Here is a 20,310-nt window from a genome sequence, read left to right as displayed (position 1 = left end):
GTTGCCACTGCCGATACCGCAACCATGGATGAAGATGCGGCACCTATTACTATTGATGCACTGGCTAACGATTCAGACGTGGATGGCGATAGCTTAGTAATCAGTAACGCCACTGCCGATGTGGGTGCTGTAAGTGTTGTAAATAACCAAATTCAATACACGCCTGCTGCTAATGCAAACGGTGTTGCAACGGTAACTTACACGGCAAGTGATAATAACGGTGGAACGGCTAACAGTACATTGGCCATTACCATCAACCCAATCAATGATGCGCCCATAGTTGCTGAACAAAGCTTTAGCATTAATGAGGACGCGACAGATTCCGACATTATAGGAACCATTGTTGCAACTGATAATGAAAACCAAGATTTAACTTACGTATTAGCCAGCGGTGATTTTGCTTTATTTAGCTTAAATGCATCATCTGGTATTTTAAGTGTGAATGGCGAAACCCCTTTTGACTATGAAACCAAAACTCAATACATATTAAATATTCAAGTAACAGATAACGGCACACCTAATGAAACGACTGCGGTTAATATAACGGTTAATATAATTGATGTTGTCGAGCCACTAATCCCTGTTGAAGATACATCATTTGGTCGCCCTATTACGGGGCAGCTTGATCTAGGCAGCGTATTTTCAGGTGGGCAATTTAACGACAGCATAGCGCTTAACAACAACTTATATTTTGTGGGCTTTACCAATAATGCAGACAAAGACATTCTTATTGTTTCGTACACAAATAATGGTGATGTAAATACCGCGTTTAATACCACAGGCACTAAAGTACTTGATTTAGAGCAAGATGAAGAAGCCACTGCCATTATTTCCGACGGCACCGATTTGTTTATTGCCTACTCTAGTTTTGATGGCAGTAATAACGAAGCGTGCGTACTTAAGATGGATCTTGCAGGGGCATTAAGAACTGGCTCAGACGACGGGGAAAGTAACACGGGTATAAAGTGTACAACGCTAAACAGTACCAGCGTTATTAATGACCTTGAAGTTAATGGTAGTGAATTAGTGGCTGTAGGCAAGCACTTTGATGGTACTCAAACCGATAGCCTATGGATACATTATAAAACCGACGACTTGTCATTTGAAAACTCCACACCCGCTATCGTTGATGTAAGTGGTGCTGATCGCGATGATGAAGGCTACGCAGTTAAAAACTTTGAAAACTCAGACTATTTAGTTGTGGGCAGCATGACCGATGCTGATGATACTAAAAACTCACTTCTTCGCTATTTAAAAGCAAATGGAGATAACGATGGTAATTTTAATAGTGGCGTTCCACTTATCATTAACTTATCAAGCGACTTAGGCCAACCAGATAGCAACAAAGACGATGAGTTATTTGCGATTGGTGGTTTAGCAGATTCTAATTTTATAGCTTTTGCGGGTGGCTATATGACACGGCAAACAGGTGAAAAAGAAGCTGTTATGTTAGCCATTGATAAAAATGGCGAGCTAGTGACCAGTTTTGATACCGACGGAATAGCAATTTATGACATTGATGGTGAAAGTGGAGGCACCAGTAACGGGGTCATAAATGGCGGCGCTCAAGTAACGGGTATTCAATACGAGCCAATTAAAAATGAAATAATGCTCTCGGGCACAACGGGTATTCCTATTGCAGAACACGTATTTACAGCTCGCGTAATTAGCTCAACTGGTTTACTTGATGATACGTACGGTGAGTCTGGAGTCAGTATTCTTTCAGGTATAGATGCTAAACAAACTGTAAACACAACGTCTATCGACTCTAACGATACTTTATGGGTAGCCGGCATTGATGACGACACCAACGCTAAACCATTTATTGGAGCGATAACCGATCAAGCCGCATTATTTACTAATTTCAATAGCACAGGTTATTTAACAGTTGATGAAATAAGCGAAGCGTCAAACGATAAATCAATGAAATTGATACAACTTAGTAATGGCGCTCAAGCAGGTAAATATATGCTTGCCTCAACAGCCGAAACAAACGGTGTAATAAAATTAGTATTAACCCGTTTTACCAGCACAGGCGCAATAGATACAAGCTTTAGTAAAACGGGCCACAAAGAAATTGCCATAGAGTTAAACTCGCAACACGTTGCGTTAGCTGAATTAAACAATGGCAACTTATTACTTGCTGGTACTAAAAAAACCACCAATGGCTCGCAAGGTTTTGTAGCCAAAGTGGACCAAGACGGCTCCCTCGACACAACATTTGCAACCGATGGCATCTATGTAACCAACATTGAAAATACCGAGGCGCTTACATTATCAGATATAGCAATAACCAATAGTAACAATATTGTTGCAGTGGGCACTGCAACGCAATCTGCAAACGCACAGTCATTTGCAATGATGCTTACAGCGCAAGGGGTACTTGCTACAAGCTTTGGCACTGAAGGCGTTTTATTAGGGTTAACGGGTGAGGATTTTTCTAAAATTCACATTGATAACAATGAGATTTTTATTGCTGGTGAATTAGTAACAGGTGCTGATTCAGCATTAATTGCGCTCAAACTTAACTTAACCGGCAATGAGTTGTTTAGATATTCAGGTACCGATACGCCTAACATCAACAATAAAGTAGCCAGTGTACTAACCGACTCATCTGGCGCAATCTATTTAGTTGCAAATTTAGTCGCTACACCTGATAAAGCGAATGTTGTGCGCCTGCTTTCGTCAGGCTCATTAGATATAAGCTTTGCTGACAATGGCGTTGGCCAATATAGTTTAGCTGTAACCGGCAATACTTTAATTAAAGGTGCCAAGCTAGATAGCACTGATAAACTTATATTAGTCGGTACCAGTAACAACCAGGGCGTAATTGCACGAATTACTACAAATGGTGAGCTTGATAACACATTTGGTACTAGTGGAGTTGGTTATTACCAAGCTAACCTGTGTACAAATTCACTCGTATTTTCCTCGTTGATTCTACAAACTGACACGCAAATAGCCTTAAGTAGCACTTGCGATAATGGTAACTCAAATAATATCAGTGTATCTAAGTTTGATTTTTATCCGGATGGAGTTGAGCCATAAATGAAAGTCGAATTATTTGGGGTAAGAGGCTCAATGCCTACACCCGGTAGCGATACCCACCTATATGGTGGGAATACATCGTGTACTTATGTGACAAAAAATAATGGCAGTGCACTGATATTAGACTCGGGCACTGGAATAGCAAAACTTGGAGATTATTTACTCGAGCAGCAAAGCCCCATTTATATTTTGCTCACTCACAATCATTGGGATCATATTCAGGGCTTTCCTTTTTTTAAACCTATTTATCAAGCAAATCGCGATATAACAATTGTTGCGGGTGATGTTGATGATAAAAACACTCAACACGCTATTGTAGAACAAATGAGTGGCTCTTATTTCCCTGTACGCCATCAAGATTTACCGTCAAACATTACGCTCAATACTGAGCTTTCGGCGCAAACGCAATTTAACCTTAATGGTTTTTCTATCTCCACCGCACCGCTAAATCACCCTGGTGGCGGAACTGCTTATTGCTTATTTGCTGATGGCGCGAAGATGGCATATGTGACCGACAACGAGCTTAACCCACCTCAGCAAACTAAAACCAGTATTAGCGAGTGGGCAGCATTTATAGAAGGGGCCGATTTACTTATACATGACGCTCAACTTATTGATGCTGACTTACCATTAAAACATGGCTGGGGCCACAGCACTATTGACCAAGTTGCTCAACTTGCAATAAAAGCGAAAGTCAAAAACATGGTGATAATCAGTCACGATCCATCAAGAACCGATGAGCAACTTACCGAAATAGAACGTTATTTACAAACAAGCTACGGCAAGGATGTGCGTATTGAATGTGGTAAAGAGGGGCGCGTTTTTGAATTTTAAATGCGCTAGGAGTTTTGACTATTAACCTATTAAAAAAAATAACATCAAAGCATTTTTATATTGGTGTATTGATCACATTACTCATAGCATCTATTGAATTTTTTTCCACAGGCGCTGTAGCTAAACTTTTAAACCGAGTTGAAGGGATTATTTACGATTCACGCTTACAACTAACCCTTGCAGAGACACCAAGAAAAGTAAATGAATCTGTAGTGATCATCGATATTGATGAAAAAAGCATGCAAGAACAGGGGCGCTTCCCTTGGAGTCGCTCTAAAGTAGCGAAGCTAGTAACTAAATTGACTGACGCTGGTGTTATTGTTATCGCCTTCGATATATTTTTTTCGGAGCCTGAAGTAAACCCTGTCACTAAAATCATGACTGAACTTCCTGACTTTTCGGCAAAGTATTCGACCCCCCTTTCGACAATAAAACAACAAGTAGATGCCGATACAAAATTGGCTAAAGCGCTGGCAAAAAATGATATTACCTTAGGGTTTTTATTAATTAACGACAAATTAAGTGAGCATAAAGCGCCATCTAAAAGTAGCGTGGTTTGGCGAAAAGATGATCACATCAACTCGCAAATTAATGACTACCCGGGTGCTATTATTAATATCCCTCAGTTACAAAATGCCGCATCAGGCCAAGGTTTTATTAATGCACATAGTGATGAAGATGGCTTTATACGAAAAGCAGCATTGATTAATCGTGTAGGTGATACCCTTTACCCTTCGTTGGCCCTTGAGGCCGCCCGTTTGTACACATTAGCCAACACAATAGAAACACGCTCAACGACATCAAATGGTATAACCCTATTTGAAGGCATTAAGTTTCACAATAAATGGATCCAAACCGATGAATACGGACAAGTACTTATTCCTTATAAAGGCGGCGCTCGAAGCTTTCCATATTACTCAGCAACCGATGTGCTAACCCAACGAGTTGGCTTGAAAGAGCTTGAAGGAAGCGTCGCCTTTATTGGCACCTCTGCTGTGGGGTTGGCTGACTTACGATCCACACCTGTGGGCTTACAATACCCGGGAGTTGAAGTTCATGCCAATATATTTGAAGGACTCATGAACCCACAACTACTTCCTTCAAAACCGAGTTGGTCACTTGGCGCCAGTTTTATCATTATTATTATTACTGGCCTTGTGCTGTCGTTTTTTAGTATTGGCAAAACCGCACGTTTTATTTTGGCACTCTCAATTATTGTTGCTGGTGTTGTCGTCGCTATAAATTTTTATTTGTGGTCAGCACAAAAGGTGAGCATTCCTTTATTCATGACCTTATTACTCACCACTCTTCTGGCTAGCTATTACATTATTGTTGGTTCTATTGCTGAAATGAAACACAGCAAAAAAATAAAAACGATGTTTGACCAATATGTACCACCAGAACGTATCAACCAGCTTATAGAGCAAGGCGGTAACCTAGCTAAAACAAGCGAACGCAGAAACATGACTGTTTTATTTGCCGATATAAGAGGTTTTACGTCACTGTCTGAGAGCATGTCGGCTCATCAATTAAGTGAGTATTTAAACCAATACTTAAGCTCTATTACTAAAATAATATTTGATAATAATGGCACAATCGACAAATACGTTGGCGATATGGTCATGGCATTTTGGAATGCCCCGTTAATAGATAAAGACCACGCCCAACACGGCGTAGAAGCGGCTTTAGCAATGAATGAAGGCCTAATAGAAATAAACGCCGTGTTTGCACAGCAAAACCTTCCTGCAATTAGTATTGGAGTAGGCTTAAGCTCTGGCGATATGAATGTAGGAGACATGGGTTCAATATATCGTAAAGCCTATACAGTTTTGGGTGATGCGGTTAACTTAGGTGCTAGAGTCGAAAGCTTGACCAAATTTTACGGTGTCGCTATTCTGGTCACTGAAGAAACAATGCAAGCTTGCTCAGCAATTACTTTTAGGCTCATAGATAAAGTACAGGTGGTTGGAAAAAAAACCTCAATTGCACTATATGAACCCATAAATTATACGAATAAGCTCAATAAAATACAGCTTAAAGAAATAGATAACTCGCTTAAAGCCATCACGCTTTTCCATAACAAAGAATGGGAAAATGCGCTTAGCTTATTTGAGCAATTAGAAAATAACGCTGTATTAAACGCAGGCGTTTACCGTGTTTACATAGAACGAATACAAAGTACAGATATACAAACACTCGCTAAGGATTGGAATGGTGCCTTCGTACATACAAAAAAGTAGCAAAAATATGCCTCAGCACATTAAAGACAGAACAAACCTTCAGCACTTTATCGATATTAGTATTCGCCTTACTACCGAAAAAGAGCCACAACTGCTGTTAGACGAAATTTTACAAGTTGTTATGTCTATCGCTAACTCAGATGCAGGCAGTATTTATTCGATTACAGAAGATGATCAGCTTAAGTTTGAAACAGTGATCAATAAATCACTTAACTTATACTTGGGGGGTGGTTCAGATCGTTTTGTTAGCTTTCCCAATATTGACTTGTATATCGATGGTAAACCAAACCAACGAGCAATCGTTGCACATGCTGTTAATTCAGGCAAAGTAATTAATATTCCTGATGTTTACGCTGCACTGCCTTTTGACATGAGCGCTGCGCGTGAAATGGATGCCCGCACGGGTTATCGCACGCAATCAATGCTAACTATTCCTTTAAAAGATCACCAAGATGATATTTTAGGTGTGATACAGCTTATAAACGTAAAAGATAGCAACAATAATATTATTCCCTTTAGTGAAGAGCTCGTCACGCTAATACGCTCGTTTGCTTCATTAGGGGCTATTGCATTAACTAACTCATCACTGATTAAAGAAATGGAAGAGTTGTTTTCTACTTTTGCTGAAACCATTGCAATGGCTATCGATGAAAAGTCTCCCCATACCGGCGGACACTGTAAGCGTGTACCAGCCTTAACGTTAATGCTGGCCGATGCGGTAAATGCAATAAGCAAGGGCCCATTAGCGTCATTTTCTATGAGCGACTCAGACCGTCATCAATTAGATATAGCTGGCTGGTTACATGACTGCGGAAAAATCGCCACCCCCGATCACATTATGGAAAAGGCGACTAAATTAGAAACCATTTTTGATCGTATCAGCTTCATAGACGCCAAATTTGAGATCGTTAGCCGAGATTTAAAAATTAACTACCAAGAACAAATAATCTCAGCAATGCAAAATGGTAAGCCTGTAGAGGTGCAGCAACTCGAACGACTGCTCGATACCGAGCTTAAGCAGGTTGCACTGGACCGTGCCTTATTACAACGCATTAATGTGGGTGGGGAATTTTTAGGCGATAAAGAACTTGCCCAAATAGAACGCATTGCACAACACTATCATTTAGTGATCAACGATATACGCACACCACTGCTCAATGATGATGAAGTTGAAAACCTGTCAATACGAAGAGGAACGCTCACCGGTGGCGAGCATGATGTCATGAAGCGTCATATGGATGTCACGAAAAATATTTTAGATGCCCTGCCGTTCCCTAAACACTTAAGTAAAGTGTCTGAGTATGCATTAGGCCATCATGAAAAACTCGATGGTACAGGTTACCCAAGGGGTCTCACCAAAGAGCAAATGTCGATACCTGCTCGGTTAATGGCAATTACCGATATATTTGAAGCACTTTCAGCGGTAGATAGGCCTTACAAAAAGGCAAAGCCGGTAAGTGAGTGTTTATTTATACTAGGTACTATGGTCGAAAAAAACCACTTAGACCCTGATATTTTCGCTGTTTTTATCGAATCCGGCGTGTACAAAAATTATATTAGTGAATACGCAAATCCAGAACAGCTTGATGACGTAGACCTTAATAACCTACCTGGATATAAACCAATCCGTTAATGCCCTACTAAAATTAACGACGCTGAACAAAAAAATGCCACCTTACGGTGGCATTTACACACGGGGTTATTTCTACTTATAGAAATCCTTTTACTTTTTATTTGGTTTTTAGTGTTGTTTTATTAACAAAAAATATGTGGCAAAGGTAGCACTTAGTCCTTGCTGTATCAATAGCAAAAAGAAAAGTTCATGATTTCGCCATATTATTGTAATAAACAAACGTTACCGAAACACAGCCCAAAAACCTCAAGCGTAAAATTGCGGATTGCTATTAAATTTTGATACATACGTACTTTTCTTCTAGGTATTCATTTAGTCCTTGGTGCCCACCCTCTCGCCCTAAGCCAGATTGTTTTACCCCACCAAACGGAGCAACGGGGTTTGATATAACCCCTTCATTTAGGCCTATCATGCCAAACTCAAGCCCTTCGCTAATGCGGTAAACTTGTTTTAAATCTTGGCTATAAAAATAAGCGGCTAAACCATAGGGCACATCATTAGCAAGCGAAAGCACTTCTGCTTCTTCATCAAAAGGGATGACCGTTAATACAGGGCCAAATACTTCTTCGTGGTATATATCCATTTCAGTCGTTACGTTAGTAACAATGAGCGGGTTTTGAAAGCTGCCGCCTAAGCTGCTGTTATCCCCTATTAGGTCTGCGCCTTTATCAAGTGCATCTTGCACAAGCTGCTGCACTTTCTCTTTCGCTTTTGGATAAATTAGCGGGCCAATATCTACGTCCTCTTCAAACCCATTGGCTACTTTTAATGCGGCTACTTTAGGCGTAATTTTACTCAGCACTTCATCTAAAATACTGCGCTGAATAAAAATGCGGTTTGCGGCTACACATGCTTGGCCACTGTTTCTAAATTTAGCCGCCATAAGCCCATCAATCGCATCATCGAGATCCGCATTATCAAAAATGATAAACGGCGCATTGCCGCCTAATTCCATTGAGGTACGCTTAACCGTGTCGGCACATTGCTTAAGTAATTGGCTACCAACACCTGTAGAGCCAGTAAAAGTAAACTTGCGAACAATATGTGAGTCAGTGAGCATCTTTCCCACTGTTTTAGCGTCTTGCGATACAAGTACGTTAAATGCCCCTTTAACAAAGCCAGCTTGGTCGGCTAGGTATGCTAATGCAATCGCGCATAGCGGCGTATGCTCAGAAGGCTTTAATATAAAACTACAGCCTGCAGCGTAAGCAGGCGCCACTTTACGCGTCACCATTGCAACCGGGAAGTTCCAAGGAGTAATACCTGCTACAACGCCTACAGGCTGCTTAAAACTGGTTAAACGGTGGTTATTGTCGGTAGGTGGGATCACATCGCCATAACTTCGCTTAGCTTCTTCTGCAAACCATTTTATAAAGCCTGCACCGTAATCTATTTCGCCCAGCGATTCTTTAAGTGGCTTACCTTGCTCTTTGGTCATTAGCTCAGCTAATGTTTGTTTGTGCTTGATCACAAGCTCATACCAGCGCATTAGCGTTTCACTACGCTCAGTGGCGTTAGTGTTTTTTAATTTTACAAAAGCGCCCTGTGCGGCAGTTATGGCGCTATTAACGCCTTGCTCGTCTATATCACTTACTTCAATAATACTTTGTTGGGTAGCGGGATCGTTAACGCTAAAGTGTTCATTGGTTTTATAAAATTCACCATCAATAAACGAGTCACAAAAAATTAGATTACTCAAAGTACACCTCCGAAAAATATTTTAGGGGTTAGCTTTTAATGCGTGGCATAGAGCCAAGGCTAACTCTTTACGTCTACAAAATAACTTACACGCTTTACTCGTCACGCCTACAATTTACAAACAAAAAAGCCGCTGTATTAAACAGCGGCTTTTAATATAATAGTCGTTAATTAAAAACTAGTGCTCTTCATTAACGATATTGAGATTGTACTTAGGTATTTCAACCACTAAGTCTTCATCTTTAATTATTGCTTGGCAACCAAGGCGCGACTCAGGCTCTAAGCCCCACGCTTTGTCTAGCATGTCGTCTTCTAGATCGTCACTTTCATCAAGTGAATCAAACCCTTCACGAATAACTAAATGACACGTAGTACACGCACACGACTTTTCACATGCGTGTGGAATGCTTATGCCATTTTTAAGCGCCGCGTCGAGCACAGTTTGCCCCTCAGGTGCTTCAATTGCAGCGCCGTCAGGACACAATTCAGGATGTGGAAGAAAAACAATTTGTGGCATTCTAATCTCTCTTAAATGTTGTCTACTGACTGACCCGTTAGGGCTTTTTTAATTGATGCATCCATTCTGCGCGATGCAAATTCACTACTGGCGTTATCTACTTTTTCGATAGCCGCTTTTATTTCGCTAGGTTGTTGAGCATTTTCGCGCACTTTTACCAGCTCTGCAATTTCAGCTCTTAAATTTGTAAGCTGAGCGTCATCAAGTAACGCGCCATCAGCATCTAATGAAGCATTTAGTGCCTCAATAACACGAAGAGCCTCAACTTGTTGCTCTTTAAGCATACGTGCTTGCATGTCGTCTTTTGCGTTGCTCATCGACTCTTTTAGCATGTTAGCCACTTGGTCGTCAGATAAACCGAACGAAGGTTTAACCTGAATTTCGGCTTGCACACCCGTTGATTTTTCCATCGCTGAAACACTTAATAAACCATCAGCATCTACTTTAAAGGTAACCCGAATATGCGCAGCGCCAGCTGCCATTGGTGGAATACCTTTTAAGCTAAACTTAGCAAGTGAACGACAATCGTCAACTAGCTCACGCTCACCTTGTAATACATGCAAAGACATCGCCGTTTGGCCATCTTTAAACGTCGTAAATTCTTGAGCACGCGCTACCGGAATAGTGGTGTTACGCGGAATAATTTTTTCAACCAAACCGCCCATGGTTTCGAGTCCAAGCGACAGTGGCAGTACATCAAGTAATAACATGTCTGAGTCTGGCTTATTGCCAATGAGCACGTCTGCTTGCAGTGCTGCCCCCAATGCCACAACGCGGTCAGGGTCGATTGAGGTTAGCGGTTCTTTATCAAAAAAGCTATGTACTTGGCTGCGTACCAGTGGCATACGCGTTGAACCGCCGACCATAATAACTTGTAAAACTTCTTCGTTTTCAATGCCAGCATCTTTAACAGCTCGGCGACACGAACGCAGTGTTTTTTTAACCAGTGGCATAGCCATTTCGTCAAATGTTTCGCGCGTTACTTCTACCGTGTGGTTTTGCCCGTCAAACTCAAGCCCTACATTTACTTTTGCGTATTGGCTTAACGCTTCTTTACAGGCTTTGGCTTTGTTAATAAATAAACGTAAAACCGAAGGTGATAACGCTGACACACCGGTTTGCTGCTTAAAGTAGTCAACGAGTAGTGAATCAAAATCGTCACCACCTAAGCTTGAGTCGCCGCCAGTTGCCATTACTTCAAACACACCTTGGTGTAAACGAAGAATAGAAATATCAAATGTACCACCGCCTAAGTCGTAAACGGCAATGATCCCTTCTTGGCCCGAATCTAAACCATAGGCAACAGCCGCCGCTGTTGGCTCGTTTAACAAGCGTAATACATTAATGCCAGCAAGCTCTGCTGCATCTTTAGTACTTTGACGCTGAGCATCATCGAAATACGCAGGAACGGTAATAACAGCGCCTAAAATTTCTTGATTACCAAAACTTTGTTCTGCACGCGCTTTCAACGCGGCTAATATGTGGCTTGACGCTTTAACTGGGCTGACTTTTCCAGCCTCTGTTTGAATGGCAAGCGAGCCATTATCTTCACAAAACTCATACGGTAATTGGCCGTAGCTTTGCTCTATTTCAGCCTGTGTTTTACCTAAAAAACGCTTTACCGAAATAAGTGTATTTGCGGGGTCTTGTGTTGCAGCTTGAGCCGCATCGCTACCCACAGTAATACCACCGGCTTGATAACGAACAACCGACGGCAACATTGCCGCACCTAACTCATCTGTTAAAGTGCGCGCTTCGCCACTTTGTACGGTAGCAACTAATGAATTAGTAGTACCAAGGTCAATACCTATGGCTAGTTTATGTTCGTGTGGTGCCGCGCTTTGCCCCGGCTCAGCAATTTGCAATAATGCCATAATGCTCTTTAAACTCGTTTTGCTCGCTTTACAGCAAGTAATTAATCGTCAAATAAACTGTCTTCAATGCGTTCTAGTTCGTCACGTAATTTATAAACAAACTTCAGTTTACGAATATTATCGGCAGCTAGTTGGTACTGTTGCTCGTTGCTGCTTGCTAACTGTTCTGCAAGTTGTGCACTGTATTGCTCGTTAAGTTGTTTTATTTGTTTTTCAAAATTAGCAATGGCCGCATCCGGGTCACTCGCTGATGCAAGCTCTTCAAGCTCTTCGCGCAATTCCATTTGTTGCATTAAAAATAATGGATCTTGCAGTGTTTGTTGCTCAGCGCGAATATCAACTCCCAGTTCGCTTAACATATACTCAGCACGTTTAACTGGGTGCTTAAGTGTTTGCAAGGCATCGTTAATTTCAGCTGCGCTTTGCACCGACATTAACTTATCACGGCTGCTTGCATTGGCATGGCGGTCGGGATGTACAGCACGCTGCAATTCTAGGTAATTTTTATTAATCGTTGCTAAATCAATATTATAATCAACGGGCACTGCAAATAATTCAAAGTAACGCATAGCTTCAACCAGTAATATTCAGAAATAACAAAGCCCTACAGTTGCAGGGCTTCAAAATACAATTACACGTAGCAATTAAACGGTAAAGCTTTCGCCACAACCACACTCGTCAGCTTGGTTAGGGTTATTAAATTTAAACCCTTCATTTAAGCCTTCTTTAGTGTAGTCGAGCTCTGTGCCATCGATGTAAACTAAGCTTTTTGCGTCAACTATTAAAGTAACGCCTTTAGCCGCAAAGGTTTCATCGTCTTCGTTTAACTCGTCAACAAACTCAAGTACATAAGCAAGACCTGAACAGCCCGTCGTTTTAATGCCAACGCGCAGACCTAACCCTTTGCCGCGGTTTGCTAAAAATGATTGTACGCGGTTTGCTGCCGCATCTGTCAATGTCACTGCCATGAGTTTCTCTTCTTACTTCGCTTGTTTGCTTTTGTAGTCTGCAATTGCTGCTTGAATTGCATCTTCGGCTAAAATTGAACAGTGAATTTTCACTGGTGGTAATTCTAGCTCAGCACTGATATCAGTGTTTTTGATGGTTGCTGCTTCATCAAGTGTTTTACCCTTAACCCACTCTGTTACAAGTGAAGAAGAAGCAATTGCGCTACCACAACCATAGGTTTTGAATTTCGCATCTTCAATAACGCCTTCAGACGATACTTTAATTTGCAATTTCATTACGTCACCACATGCTGGTGCGCCTACCATACCCGTTGCCACTGACGGATCGTTTTTGTCTAGAGCACCTACGTTACGTGGGTTTTCTACGTGGTCGATTACTTTATCACTGTACGCCATAATTCTATCCTCATTACCTGCTAGGGTATGTGCTTACACCACTAATTATTAGTGGTGAGCCCATTCAACTGAATCTAAATCAATACCTTCTTGATGCATCTCCCAAAGTGGAGACATTTCACGTAGGCGACCGATAGAGTTTTTCATTAATTCAACGGTGTAATCAATCTCTTCTTCGGTAGTAAAACGACCAATACTGAAACGAATTGAGCTGTGTGCTAATTCGTCGTTACGGCCAAGTGCACGTAAAACATAAGAAGGCTCTAAGCTTGCAGATGTACAGGCTGAACCTGACGATACCGCAATGTCTTTTACTGCCATAAGTAACGATTCACCTTCAACAAAGTTAAAGCTGATGTTTACAATACCCGGTACTGATTGGTCTTGTGTGCCGTTAAAATATACTTCGTCCATATCAGCCATAATGCCGTCAATTAGGCGTTTACGTAATGCGCTAATGTGTGCAAAATCTTTTTCAAAATCTTCTTTTGCGATTCTAAATGCAGTACCCATGCCCACTAACTGATGAGTTGCAAGTGTACCCGAACGCATACCACGCTCATGACCGCCACCGTGCATTTGCGCTTCTAAACGAGCACGTGGTTTACGACGAACGTAAAGCGCACCTACACCTTTAGGGCCGTATGCTTTGTGCGCAGAGAACGACATAAAATCAACTTTAAGTTGTTGTACGTCAATAAGTACTTTACCTGCACTTTGCGCAGCATCTACGTGGAACATGATTTTACGTTCACGACACATTTCGCCAATCGTTGCAATGTCTTGAATTACACCTAGCTCGTTATTCACGTGCATGATGCTGACAAGAACTGTGTCGTCACGCATTGTGTCTGCTAGCTTTTGCAGATCAAGCAAGCCATTTTCTTCAACGTCCATATAGGTTACTTCAAAACCTTGACGTTCTAATTCACGGCATGTGTCGATGACTGCTTTGTGCTCAGTTTTAGCGGTAATAACGTGCTTACCTTTCTTTTTGTAAAACTGTGCTGCACCTTTAATAGCTAGGTTATTTGATTCAGTTGCACCCGAAGTGAAAACAATTTCACGTGGGTCTGCATTTACTAAATCAGCAATATCTGTACGTGCTTGGTCAACAGCTTCTTCAGCTTGCCAACCAAAACGGTGTGAACGTGATGCAGGGTTACCAAATTTACCGTCCATTGTAAGGCATTGCATCATTTCTTTAGCAACACGCTCATCAACAGGCGTGGTTGCTGCGTAATCTAAATAAATCGGTAACTTCATTTCTCTCTCCGCTGCAGGTCAACCTTAAAGTTGACAGCTTACTTGAATGTTTTCCAACTGCTTAATTGCGTTATTGATACTGTTATCTTGGCGCGATGCAATTTCTTTCACATCTGATTTTTCCACCAATTCAGCAAGGGTAATACTGTTCAAAAATTCTTCTATACGTGCGCTCAAGTCTGACCATAAATTATGGGTTAAGCAGCGCATACCGCTTTGGCAGCCAGTGTTGGCGCCTTGGCAACGTGTTGCATCAACCGATTCATCAACTGCGGTAATAATGTCACCAACAGAAATAACACCGGCTTCTCGCCCTAGTAAATAGCCGCCACCAGGCCCTCGAACCGAACTTACCAAGCCATTTTTACGCAGCCGAGCAAATAATTGTTCAAGGTATGACAAAGAAATTTCTTGTCTTTGTGAAATATCAGCAAGGGCGACAGGACCAACACCTGTGTGCAGCGCAACATCAAGCATCGCTGTAACGGCATATCGGCCTTTTGATGTTAATTTCATAACGCCCCCTGCACAAAGAGTGCAAATTTTAATTACCAGAGTAAATTAGTCAAGTATTATCACTTGATAAAAATTTGATTTAAAAACATATCGCTTAAAATGAATGTAGTTAACAAATTTTTAATACCTGACCTGTTTGGTCAAGTATTGCATCCATTGTAATTACCTGAGTAATTTAGTCAAGTATTAGCCAGTTATTTAAACACCCGTTTATATAACTAATTGCTATACCTTACTTAGGAATCGATTTATTTATAGAGGTAAGAATACCGCGCAAAATGTTCATTTCAGCCTCTTCTGGGCGTGCACGGTTAAATAAACGACGAAGCTTTGTCATCACAATACCTGGGTGCTGTTTGATAATAAAACCTGTGTTATAAAGTGTTTCTTCTAGGTGATCGTAAAATAACTCTGTTTGTTTTGAGTTAGGGTAAACGGTGTCGTCTTGTGCTTCTTGCTTAGGTTGCTTATTTAAAAATGCCATACGTGTTTCGTAAGACAAAGTTTGCACAGCCATAGCAAGATTTAGCGAGCTATATTCTGGGTTAGCTGGAATACATACATGGTAATTACACAGCTGTAGCTCTTCGTTGGTTAAGCCACTGTTTTCACGACCAAACACTAATGCCACAGGGCCATTCTCGGCTTCAGCCACCAGCTTTTCACCACACTCGCGAGGCTCAACCATCGGCCATGAAAGCGTGCGTGAACGTGCGCTTGTACCAATAGTTAATGCACAATCAGCAATGGCGTCTTCAAGCTTTTCAACAATTACTGCATTACCTAACACATCGCTAGCACCTGCAGATAACGCACTTGCATGACTGTCAATTTCACAAGCAGGGTCAACTAAATAGAGTTTTGATAAACCCATTGTTTTCATGGCGCGAGCCGCCGAACCTATATTACCTGAGTGTGATGTGTTAACTAAAACAACGCGAATATCGTCTAAGATCATTGCTGTGCTTCTTACTAATGCCAAAAAATTGCGCGAATTCTAACATAAAAGCACACTAAGATCCTAGATCCTTAAACCCGATCAACACTCGTAATAAGGGCCTTTAAACCATGGCCGCTTTTACATACACATCAAAACGGTTCTTTTTAGTTTTAATTTGCATGCTGGGGGTTTTGTCATTTAAAAACGGGGCGTAATCAGGGCGCTTAACCACCACTCGCTTGCTGGCAAGTGGGTAGGCAAATTCAAGTAAATCATCGGCGTCGGTATCTGCACCTACTAACTCTTGAAACACTCGCATTTCTTTTTTTACTAAGGCTGACTTTTCGCGGTGTGGAAACATGGGATCTAAATACACCACATCGGGCATGCTTTCACATTGGGCAAGTAACGTGTGGCTTGAGCCAAACACTAGGCTCATATTGTCTTTCATCCAAGAGCCAATTTCTGTGTCGCTGTAAGCTCTATTTAAACCATCAGCCAGCAGTGCAGCAACTACAGGGTGACGTTCATGTAAAATAACCTTGCACCCGAGTGACGCCAATACAAAGCCATCACGCCCCAAACCTGCGGTTGCATCAAGTACCACAGGCGTTGCCCCTTTATTAAGGCCAACCGCTTTGGCTATAGCTTGCCCTTTACCGCCACCAAATTTTCGCCTGTGAGCGGCTGCCCCGGTAACAAAATCAACGTTAATGGCACCTAATTTAGGTTCATCAGTTTTAAATAAACTCAGTCCTGTATCGTCATAGTGTAGGCTAAAACCTTGGCTATTTTGTTGCCAATTTACTAAACCAAAACGCGTTTCTAATTCATTTAAATACGGGCGACACTCTTTAAAGGCACACTGAATAACCACAATACACTCCGACGATAAAATACCGCCAGAGTATATCAACCAGCGAGCTTAAGCGCACTAAAATAGCTCTATGTCAGGGTCTTGGTTAATTGCAGGCTCAATGTCATCTACTTTATGGCGTAAACTCTGTAAAAACTCACGGCGGCTTTGTGTTACCTGCTCAAACTGATATTTAATAAACGCTAAATCGCTATTGGCAGACACCAGTAACTGCATAGTATGTTCAAGTTGCGATATACATAAATCAATATCGGCAGGGTTTAAATTATTTTTTTGAAGCTCAATAGCTGTATTTAATGCCTCTAGTTGTGTACAAAACTGCTCTGCTACAGTACTTTGCGTGATATTTTGAGCATTAAACTGGCTTATTATATCTTCCAGTGCCGTGCTAATTTGTTCAGCTTGCTGGTAATTTTTTTCGTTTCTTTCCATAGTAACGACCTTTTCATTGGTGACCTCTAAAATATGAGGAAACAAATCTTTATAACGCCCATACTTTTCGGTGTCATCGACCGGCATATTTTTAACCAGCAACGATAGTTTTGGGTAATTAATAATAGTGCTGTTACCTATATCAACAAACCGCTGTGCATCTTTATGTTGCGCCAATAACTCCTGCACTAGTGGGCATACACCACCTTGTAAACTATAAAATTCACTTTTCTGTTGATACCAAAATACAACCACTACATCCAAATTAAGAGGAGTAAAAAACCCTAAGAAGAACTCACTCAACGTTTGTAAGCTGTTGGCATGATAACTTTGTCCAACGTAGCGCATAATTCGACCCATATCTCCCGACTCGGTCATCGCCATTGCAGCCGTTTTATTGGCTTTGTTTATGTCGCTTTCGAGTTTGACGCACTGCTGACGATACGCATAAAGTATTTTAATACGCGCCATTAGCTCCTGTGCATTAAACGGTTTCATTATGTAGTCAGACGCACCAACGCTGTAGCCTTTTACTCGGTCGATAAGCGCTTCTTTTGATGAGAGAAACATAACCGGAATATCTTTCGTATCGGCATTTTGTTTTATTTCTTGGCAGACTTGATAACCCGACTTGCCCGGCATTTCTATGTCGAGAAGGATAATATCGGGTTTATGTTCGTTTATTAACCTCAGCCCCTCCTCGCCCTCTTTAGCATGAATAAGTTTACAAAATCCCGCTAGAGATTCCTCAATAATAAGGTGGGTTAATTTATCGTCATCAATGGTAAGTACTAACTTTTCCATACACAAATCCGTTCAGCTGAGTATGCTTAGAGCATAGTACGGCGTGCTGAAATTACTAACGTTTATAGCCTATTATCTACACACAATAAAAAAGCGCCGTTTAGGCGCTTTTGTTACATTTAATAAATGACATATTTTTAAGCTGCTATGCCACTATGGCGAAGTAGCGCATCAACGCGCGGCTCACGGCCTCGAAAGTTTTTAAATAACTCCATAGGCTCTTCACTGCCGCCCTTTTCTAAAATATGCTGCATGAAGGCTTGCCCTGTTTGTGGGTTAAAAATTCCTTCCTCCTCAAACTTAGAGTAAGCATCGGCCGATAATACTTCAGCCCATTTATACGAGTAATAACCGGCACTGTAGCCACCTGCAAAAATATGGCTAAACCCGTGCTGAAAACGGTTGAACTCAGGAGCTTGAACAACCGAGGTACGACTGCGCACATCATTTAATACTGCCTGAATTTGACACGGCTCGCCCGCGACATAATCGTTATGAATTTTAAAATCAAATAACGAAAACTCAATTTGACGCAACATTTGCATGCCTGAGTTGTAGTTTTTAGCAGCTAATAACTTATCAAGTAGTTCTTTTGGTAGTGGCTCGCCTGTTTCAAAATGACCCGAAATAAAACTCAGCGCTTCTTCCTCGTAACACCAATTTTCTAAAAACTGACTTGGTAGCTCTACGGCATCCCATGCTACACCATTAATACCTGCTACAGGTGCAGCATCAACTTGAGTCAGCATATGGTGAATACCGTGACCAAACTCATGGAATAAAGTCGTTACTTCATTATGGGTAAACAAAGCCGGTTTATCACCTACTGCTTTATTAAAGTTACATACTAAATAAGCTACAGGGGTTTGTAACTCGCCATTAGCGCGTACCTTACGACCCATACAATCGTCCATCCACGCGCCACCGCGTTTGCGATCGCGTGCGTAAAGATCTAAGTAAAAACGCCCTCGTAGCGTGTTATTGCTATCAACAATTTCAAAAAAGCGTACATCTTTATGGTACGTATCAAAGTCGGTTACTTCGTTTACGCTAATGCCAAATAAGCGGTTAACTGTTTCAAACAAGCCACTTAATACTTTATTTGCTGGGAAATATGGGCGTAGTACTTCATCTGATATTGCGTATTTTTCTTGTTTTAGTTTTTCGCCATAGTAGCCAAAATCCCATGCTTCTAATTCAGAAATACCATGTTTTTGCTCAGCGTACGCTTTTAGCTCTGCCACTTCTTGCTCTGCTTGTGGTTTTGATTTAGCCGCTAGGTCTTCTAAGAACGAAAACACTTGCTCTGGTGTTTCAGCCATTTTTGTTGCTAATGATTTTTCAGCGTAGCTTTTAAACCCTAATAACTGCGCAAGTTCATGGCGAAGTGCAAGTGCTTCTTTCATTATGTCTGAGTTATCAAACTCACCCGCATTTGGGCCTTGATCCGATGCGCGTGTGCTAAATGCGGTGTAGGTTTCTTTACGAAGTTCACGGTTATCAGCGTAAGTCATAATTGGCAAGTAAGATGGGAAATCAAGTGTAAATACCCAACCGTCTAGATCTTTACTTTTGGCGGTGTCAGCAGCAAGCGCAAGTGCAGACTCGGGGAGTCCGGCTAAATCGGCTTCATCAGTAATGTGCTTGTGCCACGCTAAAGTCGCATCCATTACATTGTTACCAAACTTAGAAGCAAGCTCTGATAAACGCGCGCTTATTTCACCGTAGCGTTTTTGCTGCTTCGGCGCTAATGCAATGCCCGACAATTTAAAATCGCGCAGCGCGTTGGTAATTGATTTTTGTTGTGCTGTAGTCAGCGTTTTAAATTCGTCACTGTTGTACAAAGCATTATACGCTTCGTATAAACCTTGATGCTGACCAACAAACGTAGAGTACTCAGAAATAAGCGGTAAACACTGCTCGTATGCTTCACGCAGTTCGTCGTTATTCATAACAGAATTTAAATGAGAAACAGGCGAAAATAGTCGCGATAGTTTATCGTCGGCCTCTTCAAGTGGTAACACTAAGTCATCCCACGTGTATGACTTTTTCGCGAGTACGTCATCGATGGCTTTTCGACAATTTGCTATTCCGTCTTTAAGTGCCGGTACTACAAATTCAGGCTTAATTTTAGAAAATGGTGGTAAGCCTTCAAGGCCAATTAGTGGGTTGCTCATAAATACTCTCTTTGCGTTAATGCATTTCATTTTTAGATTGGGTCTAAAAGTTAAAAAACAACATACTTTTTATTAATCTAGCTATTCAAA

The 20,310-nt window shown here is 41.4% G+C and carries 16 protein-coding genes; 4 read left to right on the top strand and 12 right to left on the bottom strand.

Annotated elements, in window-relative coordinates; translation table 11 throughout:
• The 4 genes from R0J88_RS10275 to R0J88_RS10260 form a co-directional block, all read left to right on the top strand.
• Nucleotides 1-3,048: Ig-like domain-containing protein (locus R0J88_RS10275; protein ID WP_410899837.1), on the top strand; the 3,048-nt coding region annotated here is incomplete at its 5' end.
• Nucleotides 3,049-3,882, top strand: coding sequence for an MBL fold metallo-hydrolase (locus R0J88_RS10270; RefSeq protein WP_410899836.1), 834 nt, complete (start codon nt 3,049-3,051; stop codon nt 3,880-3,882).
• 14 nt (nt 3,883-3,896) lie between these two features.
• Nucleotides 3,897-6,122, top strand: a complete 2,226-nt coding sequence (locus tag R0J88_RS10265; RefSeq protein ID WP_410899835.1) for a CHASE2 domain-containing protein — start codon at nt 3,897-3,899, stop codon at nt 6,120-6,122.
• Nucleotides 6,094-7,755 carry an HD-GYP domain-containing protein gene (locus R0J88_RS10260; protein WP_410899834.1) on the top strand — a complete coding sequence of 554 codons (1,662 nt, stop codon included), beginning with the start codon at nt 6,094-6,096 and terminating at the stop codon, nt 7,753-7,755. The genes R0J88_RS10265 and R0J88_RS10260 overlap by 29 nt, the downstream gene beginning before the upstream one ends.
• Before the next feature lie 271 nt (nt 7,756-8,026).
• Here R0J88_RS10260 and R0J88_RS10255 read toward each other — a convergent pair whose 3' ends face one another.
• From R0J88_RS10255 to prlC, 12 genes are all read right to left on the bottom strand, one after another.
• Complete coding sequence (locus R0J88_RS10255; protein WP_410899833.1) at nt 8,027-9,454, bottom strand: NAD-dependent succinate-semialdehyde dehydrogenase; 1,428 nt, start codon at nt 9,452-9,454, stop codon at nt 8,027-8,029.
• A 177-nt stretch (nt 9,455-9,631) separates the two neighbouring features.
• On the bottom strand, nt 9,632-9,970 hold the full coding sequence (gene fdx / locus R0J88_RS10250; protein WP_248518696.1) for an ISC system 2Fe-2S type ferredoxin: 339 nt from the start codon (nt 9,968-9,970) through the stop codon (nt 9,632-9,634).
• A gap of 11 nt (nt 9,971-9,981) precedes the next feature.
• Nucleotides 9,982-11,844, bottom strand: coding sequence for a Fe-S protein assembly chaperone HscA (hscA, locus tag R0J88_RS10245; protein WP_410899832.1), 1,863 nt, complete (start codon nt 11,842-11,844; stop codon nt 9,982-9,984).
• Between the two features lie 41 nt (nt 11,845-11,885).
• Complete coding sequence (gene hscB / locus R0J88_RS10240; RefSeq protein ID WP_008131647.1) at nt 11,886-12,413, bottom strand: co-chaperone HscB; 528 nt, start codon at nt 12,411-12,413, stop codon at nt 11,886-11,888.
• A 75-nt stretch (nt 12,414-12,488) separates the two neighbouring features.
• Entirely contained in the window at nt 12,489-12,812 is a 324-nt protein-coding gene (iscA, locus tag R0J88_RS10235) for an iron-sulfur cluster assembly protein IscA (protein WP_006791976.1), read from the bottom strand.
• Between the two features lie 12 nt (nt 12,813-12,824).
• Nucleotides 12,825-13,208, bottom strand: a complete 384-nt coding sequence (iscU, locus tag R0J88_RS10230) for a Fe-S cluster assembly scaffold IscU (RefSeq protein ID WP_008131649.1) — start codon at nt 13,206-13,208, stop codon at nt 12,825-12,827.
• 48 nt (nt 13,209-13,256) lie between these two features.
• Nucleotides 13,257-14,474 carry an IscS subfamily cysteine desulfurase gene (locus R0J88_RS10225; protein ID WP_006791974.1) on the bottom strand — a complete coding sequence of 406 codons (1,218 nt, stop codon included), beginning with the start codon at nt 14,472-14,474 and terminating at the stop codon, nt 13,257-13,259.
• 24 nt (nt 14,475-14,498) lie between these two features.
• On the bottom strand, nt 14,499-14,990 hold the full coding sequence (gene iscR / locus R0J88_RS10220; RefSeq protein ID WP_006791973.1) for a Fe-S cluster assembly transcriptional regulator IscR: 492 nt from the start codon (nt 14,988-14,990) through the stop codon (nt 14,499-14,501).
• Nucleotides 14,991-15,222: 232 nt separating this feature from the next.
• Nucleotides 15,223-15,948: a tRNA (cytosine(32)/uridine(32)-2'-O)-methyltransferase TrmJ gene (gene trmJ / locus R0J88_RS10215; RefSeq protein ID WP_058404652.1), complete on the bottom strand. Its 726-nt coding sequence runs from the start codon at nt 15,946-15,948 to the stop codon at nt 15,223-15,225.
• Nucleotides 15,949-16,051: 103 nt separating this feature from the next.
• Nucleotides 16,052-16,807, bottom strand: a complete 756-nt coding sequence (locus R0J88_RS10210; RefSeq protein ID WP_410899831.1) for a class I SAM-dependent methyltransferase — start codon at nt 16,805-16,807, stop codon at nt 16,052-16,054.
• 57 nt (nt 16,808-16,864) lie between these two features.
• The gene (locus tag R0J88_RS10205; protein ID WP_410899830.1) at nt 16,865-18,043 is read right to left on the bottom strand and encodes a response regulator; all 1,179 of its coding nucleotides are present in this window, start codon (nt 18,041-18,043) and stop codon (nt 16,865-16,867) included.
• A gap of 137 nt (nt 18,044-18,180) precedes the next feature.
• Nucleotides 18,181-20,220 carry an oligopeptidase A gene (prlC, locus tag R0J88_RS10200; protein ID WP_410899829.1) on the bottom strand — a complete coding sequence of 680 codons (2,040 nt, stop codon included), beginning with the start codon at nt 20,218-20,220 and terminating at the stop codon, nt 18,181-18,183.
• Nucleotides 20,221-20,310 lie beyond the last annotated feature (90 nt).

The organism is Pseudoalteromonas sp. SIMBA_162, assembly GCF_046535955.1.
GTDB lineage: Bacteria > Pseudomonadota > Gammaproteobacteria > Enterobacterales > Alteromonadaceae > Pseudoalteromonas > Pseudoalteromonas marina.
Note: the sequence above shows the minus strand (reverse complement) of the source record. Positions and strands in the feature narration are given on the sequence as shown.